Annotated in this window: 17 protein-coding genes; 9 read left to right on the top strand and 8 right to left on the bottom strand. The window is 54.3% G+C overall.

The features are described from left to right. Positions 1 to 72 precede the first annotated feature (72 nt). Genes ACOQPM_RS07345 through ACOQPM_RS07380 form a run of 8 tightly spaced genes read right to left on the bottom strand, consistent with a single transcriptional unit; the run spans position 73 to position 9,056 of the window. Positions 73 to 747, bottom strand: a complete 675-nt coding sequence (locus ACOQPM_RS07345) for a hypothetical protein (RefSeq protein ID WP_420628594.1) — start codon at positions 745 to 747, stop codon at positions 73 to 75. Positions 748 to 793: 46 nt separating this feature from the next. Next, a complete protein-coding gene (locus ACOQPM_RS07350) occupies positions 794 to 1,855 on the bottom strand; it encodes a hypothetical protein (protein WP_420628595.1) in 1,062 nt (353 codons plus the stop codon). Positions 1,856 to 1,858: 3 nt separating this feature from the next. Continuing rightward, positions 1,859 to 3,613 carry a glutamate mutase L gene (locus ACOQPM_RS07355; RefSeq protein ID WP_420628596.1) on the bottom strand — a complete coding sequence of 585 codons (1,755 nt, stop codon included), beginning with the start codon at positions 3,611 to 3,613 and terminating at the stop codon, positions 1,859 to 1,861. Between the two features lie 32 nt (positions 3,614 to 3,645). Further along, positions 3,646 to 4,278 (bottom strand): hypothetical protein, encoded by a 633-nt coding sequence (locus ACOQPM_RS07360; protein ID WP_420628597.1) that lies wholly within the window; start codon positions 4,276 to 4,278, stop codon positions 3,646 to 3,648. A gap of 2 nt (positions 4,279 to 4,280) precedes the next feature. Next, the gene (locus tag ACOQPM_RS07365; RefSeq protein WP_420628598.1) at positions 4,281 to 7,415 is read right to left on the bottom strand and encodes a zinc ribbon domain-containing protein; all 3,135 of its coding nucleotides are present in this window, start codon (positions 7,413 to 7,415) and stop codon (positions 4,281 to 4,283) included. Then, positions 7,408 to 8,034 carry a hypothetical protein gene (locus tag ACOQPM_RS07370; protein WP_420628599.1) on the bottom strand — a complete coding sequence of 209 codons (627 nt, stop codon included), beginning with the start codon at positions 8,032 to 8,034 and terminating at the stop codon, positions 7,408 to 7,410. Before ACOQPM_RS07370 ends, ACOQPM_RS07365 begins: the two co-directional genes overlap by 8 nt. Before the next feature lie 18 nt (positions 8,035 to 8,052). Then, positions 8,053 to 8,793, bottom strand: a complete 741-nt coding sequence (locus ACOQPM_RS07375; RefSeq protein WP_420628600.1) for a DUF6754 domain-containing protein — start codon at positions 8,791 to 8,793, stop codon at positions 8,053 to 8,055. Continuing rightward, complete coding sequence (locus ACOQPM_RS07380; RefSeq protein WP_420628601.1) at positions 8,790 to 9,056, bottom strand: hypothetical protein; 267 nt, start codon at positions 9,054 to 9,056, stop codon at positions 8,790 to 8,792. The genes ACOQPM_RS07375 and ACOQPM_RS07380 overlap by 4 nt, the downstream gene beginning before the upstream one ends. A 306-nt stretch (positions 9,057 to 9,362) precedes the next feature. Here ACOQPM_RS07380 and ACOQPM_RS07385 point away from each other — a divergent pair, with 306 nt between their 5' ends. From ACOQPM_RS07385 to ACOQPM_RS07425, 9 genes are all read left to right on the top strand, one after another. After that, positions 9,363 to 9,503: a hypothetical protein gene (locus tag ACOQPM_RS07385; protein ID WP_420628602.1), complete on the top strand. Its 141-nt coding sequence runs from the start codon at positions 9,363 to 9,365 to the stop codon at positions 9,501 to 9,503. 64 nt (positions 9,504 to 9,567) lie between these two features. After that, entirely contained in the window at positions 9,568 to 10,491 is a 924-nt protein-coding gene (locus ACOQPM_RS07390) for a diacylglycerol/lipid kinase family protein (RefSeq protein WP_420628603.1), read from the top strand. 19 nt (positions 10,492 to 10,510) lie between these two features. Next, positions 10,511 to 10,906, top strand: a complete 396-nt coding sequence (locus tag ACOQPM_RS07395; protein WP_420628604.1) for a hypothetical protein — start codon at positions 10,511 to 10,513, stop codon at positions 10,904 to 10,906. A 72-nt stretch (positions 10,907 to 10,978) separates the two neighbouring features. Beyond that, a complete protein-coding gene (locus ACOQPM_RS07400; protein WP_420628605.1) occupies positions 10,979 to 11,392 on the top strand; it encodes a hypothetical protein in 414 nt (137 codons plus the stop codon). 20 nt (positions 11,393 to 11,412) lie between these two features. Further along, the gene (locus ACOQPM_RS07405; protein ID WP_420628606.1) at positions 11,413 to 13,068 is read left to right on the top strand and encodes a helicase-associated domain-containing protein; all 1,656 of its coding nucleotides are present in this window, start codon (positions 11,413 to 11,415) and stop codon (positions 13,066 to 13,068) included. A gap of 76 nt (positions 13,069 to 13,144) precedes the next feature. Further along, positions 13,145 to 13,915, top strand: a complete 771-nt coding sequence (locus tag ACOQPM_RS07410; protein WP_420628607.1) for an HAD family hydrolase — start codon at positions 13,145 to 13,147, stop codon at positions 13,913 to 13,915. Beyond that, positions 13,908 to 14,729 (top strand): YecA family protein, encoded by an 822-nt coding sequence (locus tag ACOQPM_RS07415; protein ID WP_420628608.1) that lies wholly within the window; start codon positions 13,908 to 13,910, stop codon positions 14,727 to 14,729. Before ACOQPM_RS07410 ends, ACOQPM_RS07415 begins: the two co-directional genes overlap by 8 nt. Then, the gene (gene aroA / locus ACOQPM_RS07420; protein WP_420628609.1) at positions 14,726 to 16,060 is read left to right on the top strand and encodes a 3-phosphoshikimate 1-carboxyvinyltransferase; all 1,335 of its coding nucleotides are present in this window, start codon (positions 14,726 to 14,728) and stop codon (positions 16,058 to 16,060) included. The genes ACOQPM_RS07415 and aroA overlap by 4 nt, the downstream gene beginning before the upstream one ends. A gap of 241 nt (positions 16,061 to 16,301) precedes the next feature. Beyond that, the gene (locus ACOQPM_RS07425) at positions 16,302 to 17,774 is read left to right on the top strand and encodes a sensor histidine kinase (protein ID WP_420628610.1); all 1,473 of its coding nucleotides are present in this window, start codon (positions 16,302 to 16,304) and stop codon (positions 17,772 to 17,774) included. Positions 17,775 to 17,822 lie beyond the last annotated feature (48 nt).

The following is a 17,822-nucleotide window of genomic DNA, read 5'->3' on the forward strand; positions in this document are numbered from 1 at the left end:
ACAAAAACAACCGGCACCAGACTTGGCACCGGCTGTTTAGCACAAAATGTAACTGTTAGCAGATAGAGGCTTTTAGCCAGACGTGCGTAGGCGGCGGGCAAAGATGAGTAACCCAACCAAGCCCAGGGCCGCCACAATAATTCCCCAAGTATCGAATCCGGTATCTGGCAAAGCATCGTCGCCGCCGGCCTCGCTACCAGTGCCAGCTTCGCTCATCGCTGATTCGTTGCCGTCTGTAGCATCATCCTCAACGGCATCGGTTTCCTCTCCGTCATCCGTGCCGTCTGCATTATCAGCCGTTTCGTTAGCATTGGCATCTTCGTCTTCTTCACCATCTACGGCCGTATCACCTTTATCACCGCTCGTATCACCATCTTCATCTTCAATGACAGCTTCCTCTTCTTCAACCACAGGGGTAGTGGTGGGTGTGGGGGTCGCTGGTTCCGGCGTTTCGGTTGGCGCGTCGGTGGGTACGGGCGTTTCGGTAGGCATTGCCTCAGTTGTGGCCGTGGCGGCAACGGCCGTTGCTGCATTCGAGGCCAATGTTTCTGCATTTCGGGTTTCAATAGCAGACCGTTCTGCATTTTGTGCATCTGCCGCCCGATTTTGCACCAGGAAAACGGCCGTGCAGATACCCATCAAAATAAACAACGTTACCAAAACACCAACGGCTATTAAAAATGGACGGCGATTAGAAGAACCCTCTTCTTCCTCAATAAAATCGTCCTCAATATAATCTTCCATCATTTCCTCCGTTCAAAAACGTTCAAGCGTGAAGGAGTGCCAATCCTTTTTATACAATAACATCCAAATTTGCCGATGGGACAAACACAATTTGTCCATCGGCCAGCGCCACATCAACACCGGGTACTTTTAAGCCAATGGCCAACGGTTGCAAACGCGCGTAAATATGTTTCACAGTGCCAACCTGGCCAGCATGTTCCGTGCCCAAAATACGAACGGGCTGTCCCGGTTCTATCGTTTTCTTCACCGTGGCGGCATCCAGGCCAATAGAGGCTGCCTGGGGCAAAATTATCTCCGGGCGTTGCCCGGCCGTTGCCCTATACTTGCCAAATAACGATACGGAACGGCCGTCTGCTTGCTGCAATAGCTGGAAAATCGGTTCAGCCATACCGCTGCTGCCAACGCCATCGGTAACAATGAGGGGCAGTGGCGAACTTTGACTGGTGCGGCAAATTTCGGCCGTTGTACTGCCAACAATCAAGCCACGTACCCCCAAATCCTCTGCCCGATGAAACAACGCCAAATCATTCAAGACACCAATTGTAACAATCTGTCCAGTTACATCATCATTAAGGTGTTCAGGTGTGAGCACCATGTTAGGCCCATTACCCATCATCTTCAGCCGCCCCACGCCTTCTTGCCCGGACCCCCAGGCAGCTTGAATGAGACTGCCGCTCGTTTCTAACATCACGCCCCGATTGCCCACGTAGCTCACCACACGCCCGGCAACCAACGCCCGTAATTCTAGCCAGTCAGATGTGGGTTGGATGGCAATACGGCCGTTCACCACATCAAACAGCACCCCATCTACCGGTGAGGCCACTTGCCGCTCGCCCAGCAGCCGCTTGCGCGAAGCCAAAACCGCTCCTACTTCCACCGGAGCTCCTTTTTCCACACGCAAATAGTCACCCAGCGCGTCAGGCTCAACATCTAGCTTTTCTGCAGCAGCCAAAATGGCAAAATCAGAAGCTATCGTTGTGCGGGCTACAACTTGAATGGGGCTTACCTCTTGCCCCACGCGCACCACAATCTCGCCCCCCTTAGGCAGTACCCGCTCACGCCGAATTTTTGTTTGCGCCTGTATGACCGTGGCGCGATAAAACTCTTTCATCGCCTAGCCCCCCATGTCCCACAGCCATTTACGCATCAAGCTGCGTCGGTCGGCTTCATCACGCGGCAAGCTGAACGGCCGTCCCCGTGCATCAATCACCAAACCACCAGCCAAGCCACCCGTCAAGGTCATCGTCTTCCCCTGGCCTGCGCCAAAGCCAATATCAAACCGGCCCGTTGGCTTTACCGTCACCTTGGCCTGCTTACCCGGCGCAATCGGGAAAATTTCAATCTTGCCAAACTCAATCTCCCCCTCAAAACGAATCTCGTCTGATTCAATTGACACGTCCAATGCCTTGCGCCCCAACTGCCCCCTGCCAGTGGGCGCAATCACCCAGCCCAGGTCAGACAGCACACCTGCTTCCAACGTTTGAATAACTGCCAACGGCTGATGGGAAGCCAACGCCCCCAGCGCAGGCAACACACCATACCTGTCTAGCGCCATCGCAAAAATGCCCGTCGGCTGCAGCGCGTCTAGCAACATCAGCATAATTTGGCCAGGGCGGGGTGCATTGGCCAATGTGCTGCCCCGCGCCAGCAGCAAACCAAACGGTGGGGGGGTAAGCTGCTCGCCCATGAGTGGCCAACGGCCGTCTCGCCCAGTCTCGGCAGCAGCACAACGAATGAGGGTACGAGCCACCGCTTGCTCTAGCTGCAACATTTTTTCATTGGTAGAAATAGCAAAGGGGTGGAGCGATTTGTTAAAAATGTAATCGGCCGTTTCCTCCGCCGAAACTTCTGTCGGAATCCACTGACGCACATCATCCACCGCGACCCTTTCCAGCAAAGTGGCTGCCGAATGCCCCATGCCCATATCTGAATGAACAGAAACGTGAGCCTGCTCTGGCGTGGCCATAATCAAGGAAACGCTGTCGCTGCCCAAATCTACACCCAAAACAGATTGTTGATGCAGAGCTGCCAAATAGTGACAAACGCCACCAAAAGCCTGGGCCGTTGGCAAAATGGGGCCGTTGCTCCAATCTTGCAGCTCCTGTACTCCAGACATGGCGTTGATCTTCAAATCTTCATACAGTTCACGAACGACGCGGATGGCATCATCCAAATGTTCAGTTTCTAGTGTGGGGCGCAAATTATTAGCTATCTGCACATTTGCATATTCGCTCAACATTGTTTGCACACGTTCGCGCAGTTTTATATTACCTGCAAAAACAACTTGGGGTTCCTGACTATCGCTCATCACGCTAAGACCCAGCCCCACCGATTCCACAACCTGAAGCAGTCGATCTTCGGCACCTCCATCGGTGCCGCCAGTGATGAAGATGAGATCGGGCTGGGATTGAACCACTGCGCCTACCTGCTCATGCGTTGGCCGTTGGTCAGAGAGGGTGAGGCGATCTTTTTCGTGGTGGTAAACTGAGCGCAACGCCTTGCGTGCCGAGGTGATGCTAACTTCATCAAATAGCCCAACCAGCAGCACATCCAGCGGCTGGGCAGCGCTGGTTACGGCCGTAAAATGGTCTACACCTGAACCATCGGTACGTACAGGCCGAATGAGTCTGCCCTGTTCGTTGAGCAGTTTGCGCCCGGTGATTTCTGTGATGCGGCTGATAGCTTGCTGTACGCCTTGAGCCACATCAAACCAGGGTGCATGGGCGGTGGTCGGTACGGCCGTTCGGGCAATTAGTCGGTAAGCACCGGCCACCATATCGAACAGCGCCACGGTAGTGTGGGTGCTGCCGCAATCGGCCACCAAAAATGATTCGTATCGTTCTACTTCCTGCGGCTCTTCAGTCGTCATTTAGCAAATCACAAAAGATATTGGTTTCAGTACTAGAATCGTTGTACCAGTTCTGCAATGAAATAGTTAAGCCGTTCGGCCAATAAAATGAGCCCTGTGCTGAGCAAGGTTGCAAACAAAGCCCCAAATGTTACGGTAAGCACGATGCGGCCAACGGCCGTAACGCTGCGCTGCCACATGGCAGGCTGCCAAATACCGCTACTGCGCGACCGTAGCAAGGTAAATTGGAACGCCAGCAAGGTGCAGATGGTTAAAATGGCAACCACAACGCCCTGTAGCGGGCTGGCTGGCTGTACGCTAACAATTTGCGGCCAGAGTGTACCGGTTAAACTGCCTAATAACGCAATTGCAGCACCTACGCCTACCAACAGTGCGAGCGTTGTGTTGCCCAGCCAGCTTACGCTGGGCAGGCGTCGCGCCAGCAACATCAGCAAAAACAAAATCGGTACCAGCCAAATAACAGAATCGGCACTGGCAGGGTTGGCTTGAACTTGCCGCCAAATGGGTAACAAAACCTGTTGCACAACCACCACAACCGCATAAGCCGCGCTTACACCCACCAGCAAATGGACAGAAATCCGATAAAGCGGATTATCGCCAATAAGATAGCTATAAATAAATAATGTCAGCAAAATGCCGATGATCAGTCCTACAAGTTCAATCATTTTTAACTATTTTTTTGGCGACGACGCTGCATGAGGCCAGTTGTGCCATAGGCTAGCAAGCCAATGAGCAGCAGCCCGCCAGCAAGTAACTGCCCGTAAAGTTGGGCGTTTAGCTGGGTTTGGGCAGCACCATCGGTGGCATTTATTAACCGTTCGTAGGCGGCCAAATCGGGCGTACCGCCCAACAAGCCGTTTAGCTGGCCTGTGCTGGTATAGCTATTTGCCAGCGGTGCCAGTGATTGCGTAACGCCCGCAACCAGCGGCACGTTGGTTGCCACTGCGCCAACTTGTTCTACCCAGTTAACCAAATTATCACGGTCGCTGGTAACCACAATGACCAGCCCAATTTGGTTGAGGCTGGCTTGTAAATCTGCATTTAAAGCACGGCCGTTTAGCTGCGTACAATCATTACGGCCACCCAAACAATCACCCAACTGCCGCAAACCGATCCCGTCGCCGGGCAGGTAGCCAATGGTCTGGGTTGGATTGTTGGCGGTTAGGCTGGTGGCAACGGCCGTTCCTGCAGCGTATTGGCTGGTAACAACCACCGGGCTATTGTTGGCAGCTAACTGCGCCAGTAACAGCTCTACCTGTGGCGACAGCTCACCAGCCATAGCAGGCGTGTACTCAAAAGCAACCAAAACGGGCTGGCCCGCAGCGGCGGTTACGACCGTATCAATCGCCTGTACATTTGCCGGAGCGTCACCGCCAGTGGCCAGCAAACTAGGCCCCAATAAGCCTGCCAATAGTGCCAAAATCAACAACAGTGCCAAAGAAAGCCGTAGCCAAACGGCCGTATCGTAGGCCAGTTTGGTGGAAAGCGTTGTTACCGTTTCAGGCATCTCGTGAGTAAGCTGTTGCAGCAGTGCCACCTGCTGCTGCTGTTCTGGCGTTGTCACATATGGCGTGGGCAATGTGGCCACGCGTGGCCGAGCAATGGCCGGTTCAATGGTCACAACGCCGCGCATTCCCTTCAATGGACCAACCGTCTCTTCTGGCCCTTCAGGTTCACTAACTGGCTCGCCAGTCAGCTCTGGCGGTTTGAGTTGCTGTACCCACTCTGGAATATCCGCTTTGGGTAACGACTCAGCCAGCGGGGTTAGTGGGGGCAGCTCATCCAGCAACGAGCGCCATTCGCTGCGGCTGCTGCTCGGCTCAATTGGCTCTAGCTCGCGAACGCTTGGCGTCGCTTCAGTCGGTGATTCCTCACCCGACTGCGGCTGAAGCCAATCGGGGATGTCCAACGCCTCTTCTGGCTCTTTTTCAGCCGCAGGCAGCGAGGATGGGCTATCCAGCGGGGTATCTTGCAGCCAATCGGGTAGCTCTGCCCCAGCCAACTCTTCCGGGATGCCTTCTAGCGTATCACGCAAATCCACCTCGGAGAAAACACCGGGCAGTTCGCTGCCAACAAAGCCTTCGCTGGGCCGCATACTGGCAATCCAGTCGGGGAGTTCTTCATTTTCTGGATCAGCCGCCTCTGGTTGTGGCGGCTGGCCTGTCTCTTCGAGCCGATCTAACCAATCGGGCAAATCGTCGCTGACGGCCGTTTCCTCTAAAAACGCGTCGCTGCTCCAGCTATCTTCTTCTGGTTCCGGCTCTGGTTCTTCTTCGGGCAAGGCAGATTCGGCGGGATCGGCCGTTTCCTCTGGGGCTGGCTCCGGTTCTGGCTCTGGTTCGACGATTAGTTCGCCCGTCTGAATAGCCTCCATATCTGAAAGCCAATCAAAATCATCATCTTCTTCCGCACCAGCCTCTTCATCAGCCAGATCAAAATCCGCAGGCTCATCTGCCTCGAACGTATCTTGGATTTCAGGCGTTAGCGGTGCAGACTCATCCAGCGCATCTGTGTCGGCCATCTTCTCCAAATTGCCGGTTTCTTCCAGCCAATCCAGATCTGTTTCGGCCACAATCTGGTCCGCAGTAAACCAGTCGCTGCTCGGCTCAGAGACCACCTCTGAAAGCTCGTCCTCTGTTAATTCTGCTGGCGGTTCAGACCAGAACGTTTCCCCTTCCTCAACTGCAGAGTCTAGCCAATCTGGCAAGCGCTCTGTGGCATCACCGGCCGTTTCAAACAGATCGGTAAACGTCACGTCGGCCCCAGCTTCTTCATCGTCAATCAGGTCGTCCTCATTGGCCATGCCGGTGAGGGGGCCAGTGAGTTCGGCAATTTGGCTGGGGTCTAACAGATTGGTTTGCACCGGGCCGAGTTCGTCTATCCACCCCGGCATCTCATCACTTTCCAGCTCTGGTATCTCTTCAACCTGCCCTGGGAATACATCGGTTTGGGCGGGGCCTAGCTCTTGCAGCCAATCTGAGTCGTCGGCTGCCTCATTAGCTTGTGCAGAGTCGGCCGTTTCGTCGAGCATGTTTTCCAGAGCGGCAGCATTGATGTCTTCGTGCTCATCCCCAGTGCCGCCAAGATCGTCTAGCTCTTCCAGCCAGTCGGTTAGCCCGCTGCTTACATCTTCGGGTTCGTCGTGAGGAACGGCCGTTTCCTCCGCCTCACTGTCATCACTCAGGCCACTCAGCCAATCCGTCAGGCCAGAACGCACATCTGGCTCCTCGTCCGGCAAGGCAGCATCAGACAACCAATCTGGCAAATTGGCATCTTCCTCATCGGCAAAAAGATCGTCTGGCTGTGGTAAATCCTCCGCCTTGTCCACCAAATCCTGGTAAAACTCGGTAGAAATGGTCGTGGGCGCGTTAATAATCGGTTCCGGGTCGCTATCGTGAACCAACCATTCGGGCAAATCGCCGGTATTTTTCTTTTCGGGCGGCGTGTCGGCTGGCTCGTCTGATTGGGGTTTGGCTGCGCCAGTATCGCCAGTACGCAGCCAGTCCGGTACGGCCATTGGGTCTAGCTCGCCTGTGTCGCCAGGGGGGCGCACTGGCAAAGAAAAAGGTTGGCTGGCAGGGGGTGGGCTAGATTCTGGCTCTTCAGGAGGCGCTGAGCTAGTTTCAGGCACAAGCCGAGTGCCGCAAGTATCACAAAAAACGCGGTCGCGGGTGTTGGGCGTTTCGCAGTTGGGGCAGATGATATGCGTACTCAGCGGCAATTTTGCGCCACAATTGTTGCAAAACTTACTGCTGTGTGGATTTTGGTATCCACATTCCTTGCACTGAATCTCTTTACTCATTGTTATACGGCCGTTCTACACCCATTAACAAACGCAAACTCAATAGCAATGTTCCCAACGCCACCCCAATGAGCAAACCGCGCATCCCTGAAGCGACCACCACATTTTGCACAAATTCATACAGCTGGTTCACCGGCCGTAGCAACGTGGCGGGCAGTAGGCGGCTAGCCAACAAGGCTTGCCCTAGCAACATCACCGTCGCGGTGAGACCAAACAAAAAGGCCCACCGGGTACGCTGCCGTTTGAGCAACTGTACGCCAGCCAGCAGCAAGAACACGGCCAGCAACGAGGCAAGTGCGGCTTCCAGTGGCACCTGCACCCAGTTAAACAGCAGCGTCACGTTTTCACTACCGCTTAAGCCATCCAAAACGGCCGCACCAAATACCACCACCATGCCCAGCACCAACACACCGCTATAAAAATTTCGCTCTTTGAAGAGGCGATTCAAATGCACCATGAACAAATTGAGCACGCCCAAAATGAGTGCCATCGCTGCCAAAAAGGACGCCCAGCCTAAAATAATAGCACTAAGACCACTCACGTTAAACAGCAAGGCGATGAGGGTCGTTAATCCAAAAAATACGGCAATAAAAACGGCGATGCGTTGCTTGAGCTTCATCTAATAGTACTATTCCGGCTAAATTAGCTGGTAAACGGCCGTTCCCAAAATAAAGAGAACCACAATCCAACGCAAAATGTCCTGCAATTGCAGGCTGGCTATCTGGCTCGCCTTACCCTCTAGGTAAGCATTGGTAGCAAATAGCTCTTCACCAATTAGCACGTCTTCTGTGGCCGCCACAGCCACGGCCAGAGCCGTGGGATCATCTGTACCGATGACCTGATCAATATTTTGCCGATTGGCAGCCTCGGCAATGATGGCTAGTTCCGGGCCAAATCGCCCCATCATGATGTTGCTAGCAACCCGCTGCTGCTGCAACAGAGTAGCAACACCACCGCCGTAGGCAAACGGATCGGTGTTGTGAGCTACAAACTGAGTCAGAGATAGATCAAAATCGCCAGGACGGCGCACCTGCGCCAGCGCGTGTTGCAAGCTACCTTGTGCTAGTGGCAGTAAGGTACCGTCCCCAACCGTCACAAGCGAGGGCGTGCCGTTGGCACAACCATCTTTGGCCAGGTTGTCTAAAACGGCCGCTGCGCTGACGCTGGTGGGATTCGCACGCCCAACCAAGCTGCCTTGCCCTAATGTAAGGTGTAGCTGCCGTCCAGATTCAATGGCGCGGCCAATTTGCTCGGTTAACCCCTGAAAGCTGATGAGGGGACGCAATACGGCCGTGCGCCCAGCCCGCACGCTGCGCGTGAGCAAAAAGAGCAGCAGCCCTAAAACCAGAATGACAGCCAGGATAATAATTGGGGTCATACAGACGCCTCATCTGCGGCTAAGACATTCATAAGAGAACGAACAGCCGCCGGGTCTTCCATAAACTGGGCGATGTGTCGCACCCGCGCCTGTGGCCAAAGCAAGCGCATTGCTGGTTGCGCCAACCAGATTAGCTGCCCACCAATAAAGGCAAGCGGTTGCCCAACTTCTAAAAATGCCAGCGCTACAGAAGCAAGCCCGCGCTGCTTGAGAGCAGTTGCTATTTGGTCTAGGAGCAAGTCGTGATTGGGTGATTGCGTCATGGTGTTGCGGTTTTTGAAATAGATTTGGCGCAAATTTGGCTTTTACTTGAGCAAACTCCAGAAAAATTGCCCTTTGGTTTTAGTATGCTTCCTGCGGTTTGCTCACTTCCAACTAATAAAATTTATGGCTACAATATACGGTTGGCGTAGACCAATTTTGGTAGCAAACCTTCTGTAAAAAGCGTCGGTTTTAACAAGAAAGTTTTAGCCAAAATCAACTTGACGTAACATAAAGTTATCGGTCGGAGTATAGCACGTTTGTTTGAGGGTGTAAAGCAATGAGGAGCCTGCTAGGGCTTTGGTACTATGACGCCCACACCGCCTAAAATCAGCGTGCAAGTGCCCCGTTTGGGCAACGGCCGTGCTGCTCATTACCCAGGCTCTTCACTTATGGAAAACGGCCGTTTGTTACTCCCCTTTTGGTACAGAAACGGCCGTATCGTATAATTGCCTTCTTCCACTGTTTGCTAGCCAACCTGTTAGCAATGTTACAAAATTTTGGAGAGGCAACATGCGCGTACAAGTCATCTTAAATCCGTGGGCAGATCGGGGGCGTGGGGCAACACAGGCAGCGGTGATTCAGCGTGTGGGGCATCAGTATGGCGGTGTTGATCTGGTGCAAACAGAACGCCCCGGCCACGCCATTGAACTGGCGCGGCAAGCTGCCGATGACGGCTACGACTTGGTGGTTGCGGCGGGCGGCGATGGCACCATCAGCGACGTGGTGAACGGGCTGATGCGCGGCGGCAAGGCGATTGCCAAATTGGGCATCATCCCCATCGGTTCTGGCAATGATTTGGCCTGGAGCTTGAAGATTTCCACAGATGTGGAAACGGCCGTCCACCAACTGTTCACCGGCCAACCCAAAACGATTGACCTGGCTCGTATCGAAGACGACCAGGGTCGTTTTCGCATCGTAGACAATAACATCGGCATTGGTTTTGATGCGGTGGTGGTGATTGCCACCGAAAACATTACCCGCATCCACGGTTTTTTGATGTATTTAACGGCCGTTTTGCGAACCATCGCCACCTATTCCCAAATGCCCAAAGTCACCGCCTACTTTGACGATGAAAAAATTGAGCAAACCATCATGATGATTTCGTTTGGCGTGGGGCCGCGCGGCGGCGGCGGCTTTTTGCTAACCCCAGACGCCAAGCAGCACGACGATCTCGTGGACACCCTCACCGCCAATAAAATGGGTCGCCTCAGCATGATCAGTCTGCTGCTCAAAGTGTTCAGCGGAAGCCATGTGCATTCCAAACTGGTGACGATGCGGCAGAGCAAGCAAATCCGCGTGCGGGCTGACCGCCCCCTACCCATCCACACCGACGGCGAAATGTTTGCCTACCCACAAGACAACGTGCGCGAAGTCACCGTTACCAGCCTGCCCGCCGCCATTGAGGTGATTGTAAAAGAGGAGACTGGGGATTAGAGATTGGAGATTATGAGCAATGAAGCTGGAATATTTTGCTGAGGGTAGCCAGGATTGCCCGCTTATTTTGATTTACGGCGACGAGAAAACCGGGGCTTTGAATCTCAGTCTGGCACTGAATCGGGTTGCAATAGGTGCAGTTGATTTCGTTGATGTTCAAAATATTGCTAACTTTGATGCCGTCAACGGCTGCCAACTGCGTATCCAATTCAGCAAACATGAAGCAAAAGGCGTCCAAATGACAGATGACAACCAATTCGTTTGGACATTGTCCTCTGACGAATGTGAAGATGTGATTGGCTTGCTTGAGCCATTTTCAAAGAAAAACGATGGCGAAGCCAACAAACAAAGTCATCAGTTTTTGGAGCAAAATGGAGAAATAAGGGTCATTTTTTCAACTGAACGACGATGGTGAATTTTGAACGGCCGTTTTATCAGCCCAAAATCGCTATGGCACAGCACCAGAAAGGCAAAAGTAATCAAGAAAATGATAAGCAAAGATGAATTGGACAATATTTTAGCCCTTTACAAAGCTCAACCAGTTGGCAATGGGTACATAGAGGTCATTGTAAAGCGAGAAAATGTCCGTCAATTAATCGCAGCACTCATCCTCGGTGGCATTCACATCAACTTCATAGCTTGGTGGGAATATGTTAAGCCAAACACCAAAAGTAAGGGCTACGGCATGGGTGGTCCACCAAGCCGCTACTATGATGGTTGGTTCTCCGAACTTTGTATTGCAGATGATGAACTTGAAACAACTGTGGTAGAAGACATTATGAAAGTCATTGAAAATAAAGAGATTACGCTCGGTGATGGGAGAAAAATCAACTATAAACAAGAAGAAAGTCTTACGCCAGCGTTATGGCTGGTTGTTCCAAAAAATTGGAAGTCGCAATAATCAAGTCAAGTGGAGAATGTATGCGACCATTGAAGAAAGCGTTACAGGAACATGAGCTCATCGTCCTGCGGGTGATGGGGGAGTGGTACGACCTGGATTTAACCGGAGACGACAAAGCCGCCTGCGTCGAAGCGTTGGCCGAGGCGTTGGCGCAGCTTAATTTTGAGCAGGAAATCAATTATCTGGCTCCCGAAGAGGCAGCCGCTATCCAAACGTTGGTGCAGGGAAACGGCCGTTCCCCCGTCGCCACCTTTGAACGCATACACGGAGAGGTTCGCATGATGGGGCCAGGCGCTTTGGAGCGGGACGAGCCGTGGTTTGACCCAGCCAGCCCCGCAGAGGCGCTTTGGTATCGCGGCTTTATCTATCGCGGCTTCGATGAAACGGCCGAAGGCATGATTGAGTTCTACTTTTTGCCCGATGAACTGCTGGCCAAGCTGCCAAAGCCAGAAAAACCAACAGTGGTGAAGGAAACGGCCGTTTCCACCCTCACCCCTGTCCCAGAACCGAACAAATTCACCTCCGCCAGTAGCAGTGCCGTGGACGATCTCACCACCCTGCTGGCCCTGGCACAGCGCACAAGCCTGCGCCGCGAAGCCCTCGATTTGCTCAACCAGCTTCTGCTGGATGCCGATGCCGACCGCCGCTCACTGCTCATCAACTTGGCGCGCGAAATGGAGATGCTGCGCGAGACCAATGGCGGCATTCGTCCTACAAGGACGGCCGTTTCCTGGCTTACCAAATCCCGCGAAGCGCAGCTACGCGACCTGATGGATGCCTGGAGCAACAGCGGCTGGAACGATTTGTGCCACACGCCTGGCCTGCGCTGCGAAGGCGACCAGTGGCAAAACGATCCCATCCTGGCGCGCACCGCCCTGCTGGATGCCCTGCCTCGCACCCCAGATTGGTACCAACTGAGTGACCTCATCAGCCAAATCAAGCAAGACGACCCCGATTTTCAACGCCCCGACGGCAATTACGACACCTGGTACGTGCGCGATGTGGCGCAGGACAACTACCTCTCTGGTATTGAAAATTGGGATTTGGTGGAGGGACGTTTGCTGGCTTTTTTGGTGCAGGGGCCGCTGGTGTGGCTGGGCTTGGCTGAGACGGCCAAAATTGGTTCCCAAACGCTCTTCCGCCTCACAGACCGCGCTCTGGAATGGCTAGCCAGCACGCCACCCGCCGCACAGGAAGTCACCACGCCCATCATTGTGCAGCCAGACGCAACGATTTTGGCGGCGCACAACGCCAGCCGCCATCACCGCTTTCAGGTAGCTCGCATCAGCGAGCCGCAGCCTGTTGAACCGGGCAAACCGTATGCTTACCAAATTACCCCCGCCTCGCTCAAGCAAGCCCGCGCCGAGGGGATTGAGCCAGACCGCATTTTGACTTTTTTGCAAGAAGCCAGCGAACGGCCGTTACCCACGGCAACCAAGCGAGGCATCGAGCGGTGGCGGGAGCGGGGGGTAGAAGGAAGATTGGAAACGGCCGTCATCCTGCGGGTGCGTGAAGCAGGCATTTTGCAAACGCTGCGTACCAATCCCAAAACCCGCACCTTCATTGATGAAAGCCTAGGTGAATTGGCCGCCACCGTCCGGCTAGAAAATTGGCAAAAGCTACGCGACGCCGCCGCCCAGCTCGGCCTGCTGCTAGACAACGCCGTGCAAAACTGAAAAATCCAATTTATTCTTCTTGCCTGTGGTAAAATTGCGATTGCATGACGGAGACAAACAGTTTTGTAAAAATGTTATGACTTACCGTAAAAATCAGCGCATCAAAGCCGTGCTTTTTGACATGGACGACACCCTCATTGACTGGTCGGAGTTTGAAGGGGATATTGCGGGTCTTGAATCGAATGGTTTGCACAATTTATACCGTTACTTTGTTGATTCAGGCCACTCCTTAATTCCCTTTCCAGAATTTCGGTTAGCGTATCGTGAAACGGCCGTTCATGCTTGGCAAGAAGCAAAAAAGAGTTGGGCGGGCGTCTCCTTTGTCAACATTCTGCAAACCTTGCTGGCTCAATGTGGTCTGGACATTGCCAACATTGATATGGATGCCGCCTTACGCGCCTACAAGTGGGGGCCGCTGCCCGGCGTAGAACTTTTTGCAGACACATTGCCCGTGCTGGGCAAGCTCAAAAGCGATGGCTACAAAATCGGGCTAATTACAAATGCCATGCAGCCGATGTGGATGCGCGACATTGAGCTACGCGCCTACGGCATTCTGGAATACCTGGATGCCCGACTTACCTCTGGCGATGTGGGCTTCATGAAGCCGCATCCGTTCATTTACTGGCGGGCTTTGGAACTGCTGGAGGTACAGCCAGAAGCGGCCGTTTTTGTGGGCGACCGCCCTGCCAACGACATTGCCGGGGCTAATGAAGCAGGCCTTACCAGCGTGCTCATGTCGCCCCCCCACCTGAACCGTGAACTTGGCAGCATACGGCCGAATTACACCATCTCTACCCTCTCAGAACTTCTACCCATCCTCACAGAATTGGAAAACAACCATGACTAAACCCGGAAGAAATGATCCCTGCCACTGCGGCAGCGGCCAGAAATACAAAAAATGCCACATGAAGGAAGACCGCGCCGCTGAAAAAGAGCGCGTTCAGGTGCAGCATGCCGCCAACTACATCCGGCGCGATCTGCTCACCTTTGCCCGCGACGAGCGCTTTGCTGAACTCTTTGCCCTGGGTTTGCCGCTTTATTGGAACGATTATTATGATGCCTCGAATGCCGAGCAGATGAGCCAACCAGAAGCCCTCCGCTTTTTTGATTGGTTCGTGTTTGATCACGCTCCGGCAGACGGCCGTCGCCTCATCGAACTATACGCCGAAGAGAAAATGGAAGATTTGTCCAGCCACCAGCAAGAAATTGCCGCCAACTGGGTAAATGCCGGGGCAGGTGGCCTGTACGAACTCACCGCATACGAAGGGCAAACATTATTTTTGCAAGATTACTTCACGGGTGAGGAATTTACCGTTTATGAAGGCGGCGGGCGCGGCAATGTGGAACTGGGTGATGCAATTATTACCCGGCTGGTGCCAGTGGCAGACCGCCTGGAACTCAGCACTACTGCCGCCTACCTGCCCGCTGCTGAAATCACCAACATCAAAGCGAAAATTGAGGCGGCTAAAGAAGCGTATCTAGCCGAACATTCAGAGGCCAGCCACACCGAATTTATGCGACAGCACAGCCACCTACTGGTTCACCATGCCCTGCAAGAAGCTAAAAATCAAGGTCGTCCGCCAGTTGCCCGCCTAGATGCCAACCGCACAGATGCCAAAATGCAAAAGGTTGCGCGGGGGATGGCTCGCTTCAAACGATGAGCAAGCAACTACTCATTCGCCCCCAAAAGACGCCGCTCAAAGGCATTATTTCTGTACCTGGTGATAAGTCAATTAGCCATCGCGCCGTCATGCTGGCTTCGCTGGCGGAGGGCACCAGCGTCATTCGTCGCTGGCTGCCAGCCGGTGACACGCTGGCCACGCTGCAAATCGCCCAGGATTTAGGCGTGCAGATTAACATTGACAAACGCTCAGACATCGCCTGGGATTTAACGATTGAAGGGCGCGGCTTGCACGGATGGCAAGCACCTCAGCCGCCGCTAGATTGTCGCAACGCGGGTACGGGAATGCGCCTGCTGGCGGGGCTGCTGGCTGGGCAATCATTTCCCTCGGTGCTGGACGGCACCGAGCAGCTACGCAAACGTCCCATGCGGCGCATTACCGACCCCCTCAGTGAGATGGGAGCTAAAATTTCGTCGGAAAACGGCCGTGCCCCCCTCACCATCTCCCCCAGCCAGCTACAGGGCATTGCGTACCGCATGAACGTCGCCAGCGCCCAGGTGAAAAGTGCCATCCTGCTGGCCGGGCTGTACGCCGCTGGCGAAACGCGCGTTTACCAACCCGGCCCCGCCCGTGACCATACAGAGCGGATGCTGCAAGCGATGGGCGTGCCAGTGCGTACCGAAGGCAGCTGGATTACTTTGCCAGAGTCACCAGAAGGTGGGTGGCGGTTACGGCCGTTAGACCTTACCGTCCCCGCCGACCCATCCTCTGCTGCCTTTCCGCTGGTAGCGGCCGCCATCGTGCCCCATTCCGAAATTACGATTGCCGGGGTGGGTCTGAATGAGACGCGCACCGGCATTTTGGACATGCTGCAAGCGATGGGTGCGGAGCTAACTGTACACAATGAACACGTTAGCGGCGGTGAGCAGTTGGGCGACCTCACCGTCTCTTTTAGCGAGCTGCACAGTGCCAACGTAAGCGGGAACACGGTGGTGCGCGGCATTGACGAGCTGCCCGTTTGGGCCATAGCCACCACGCAGGCTGCTGGCGTGAGCCAGGTGAGCGATGCCGCCGAGCTGCGCGTGAAGGAAGTGGATCGCATCTCCGTGCTGGCAGGCGAGCTGCAAAAACTGGGCGTTGAAATTGCGGAAAGTGCCGACGGCTTCTCGGTAGCGGGGCCGATGCGACTGTTTGGCGGCGAGGTAGATAGCCACGATGACCATCGGCTGGGCATGTCTCTGGCGGTGGCAGGCCTGGTAACGCATGGCCTGACGCTGGTTCACGACGCCGGCTGCATCGCCGACAGCTTCCCCGGCTTTGTGGAAATGATGCAGTCGCTGGGGGCGAATATGGCGTGGGTGGAACAGTAATCGGTGAACGGTAATGAGTAATCAGTTTTTTACCGATTACCGAATCACGGGTAGTTTACAGGTTGGTTACACTTTGTTCATGACGGGTTAAGAACGGCCGTTTACAATCTAGCTAATCTGTAAAATATAAACAACACAGACTTACCCTCTCCCCAACCCTCTCCCAGTCGGAGAGGGAGCGAGTTCTCTCCCCCAAAAGGGGAGGGCTAGGGAGGGGGAAAGAACAACCAAACCAAACCCGATGTTCAAATCTTTACGCAGCCGACTGCTGGTTTCCTACTCGCTTATTATCCTCGTGACCCTGTTTGTGGTTTCATTGGCGCTGCTGGCGTTGGGAGCGCAACCCCGCTTGCGCTTTCAGCCTGCTCTGCAGCGGCTAGACATTATCAGCCGCACCAGCCGCACTGAACTGATTCGCCTGCAGGCCGACAATGCCAGCCGAGATACCTTTTTGCAAGCACTGGCGGAAACGGCCGCATCCAACAACGTTCGCATCCTCATTGCCAATGCCGAAAACGCCCAAATCATCTTCGATACCGATCCCAGCCAAAGCTGGATCGGCGTGGCCATTGAGGGCGAAGAAATTCGACGTGACTATTTGCCCACAACAGACCCCAATACCATTGCTGTTCAATTTACCGCTCCAGAAGGCAATCCTTGGCTGCTCTACACCAGAGCCATTTCCAGCAGCGGCTTTGGGCGGCAGGTGGTGGTGTATGCCGTGCCAGAGCCGGGGCGGTTTTCCCTGCTGCGTGAGCTGGATTTTGGCTCTGCTTTTTTGCGGGCAGGGCTGGCTGGGCTGCTGGCTGCTGTGCTGCTGGCCTGGCTCATTGCTCGCTCGGTGGCACGGCCGTTGCAGCGAATGGCGGGGGCGGCCGAAGCGATCGCCCAAGGAGAATATGAGCAGCAGCTGCCCTTGGAAGGGCCAGAAGAGGTGGTTCGAGTGGCAGAGAGCTTCAACAGCATGTCATCACAGGTGGCAGCGACGCGGCAGGCACAGCGGGATTTTGTGGCCAATGTCTCGCATGATTTGAAAACGCCCGTCACGTCGATTCAGGGATGGAGCCAAGCACTTTTGGACGGAACGGCCGTTTCCCCCGAAGATCAATCCCAAGCAGCCAACATCATCTATGGCGAGGCGGAGCGTATGGGGCGGATGGTGGCGCAACTGCTGGATTTAGCCAAGATTGAGTCGGGGCAGCTTAAGTTGAATCGCACCTTGTTAAATTTGGCTGATGTGGCAACGGCCGTTCAACAAAATCTGCTCCCCCGCGCCCAGGCACACCGCATTCACCTAACCCTGGAAGTAGACCCCGCCCCGCCCATCTGGGGCGATTACGACCGATTGATGCAGGTGATGTCTAACCTGGTAGAGAATGGACTGAACCACACGCCGTCTGGCGGGCGAGTACATTTGGCGATACGGCCGTACGGCGACAAGGCGGTGGAGTTAACGGTGCAAGATACGGGCAAGGGAATGCCGCCAGCGCAGCTAGAGCGCATTTTTGAACGCTTTTACCAGGTAGATAAATCACGGGTGCGGGAAGGGGGGCGCACTAGCTCCGGCTTGGGGCTTTCGATTGTGCAGGAGCTGGTGTTGCTGCATAACGGCCGTATTTTCGCAAAAAGCAAAGAAGGCGAAGGTAGTTTATTTGTCGTTCGCCTGCCTATCCAGGCAAATACAGAACCTTCAACAATTCTCCAGAGGCAATAAAAAAGGGTGCTCGTAAATTGAGCACCCTTTGTATTTCACAAGCTAATT

It is taken from the genome of Candidatus Leptofilum sp. (genome assembly GCF_965223525.1).
In the GTDB taxonomy this organism is placed as follows: Bacteria; Chloroflexota; Anaerolineae; order Promineifilales; family Promineifilaceae; genus Leptofilum.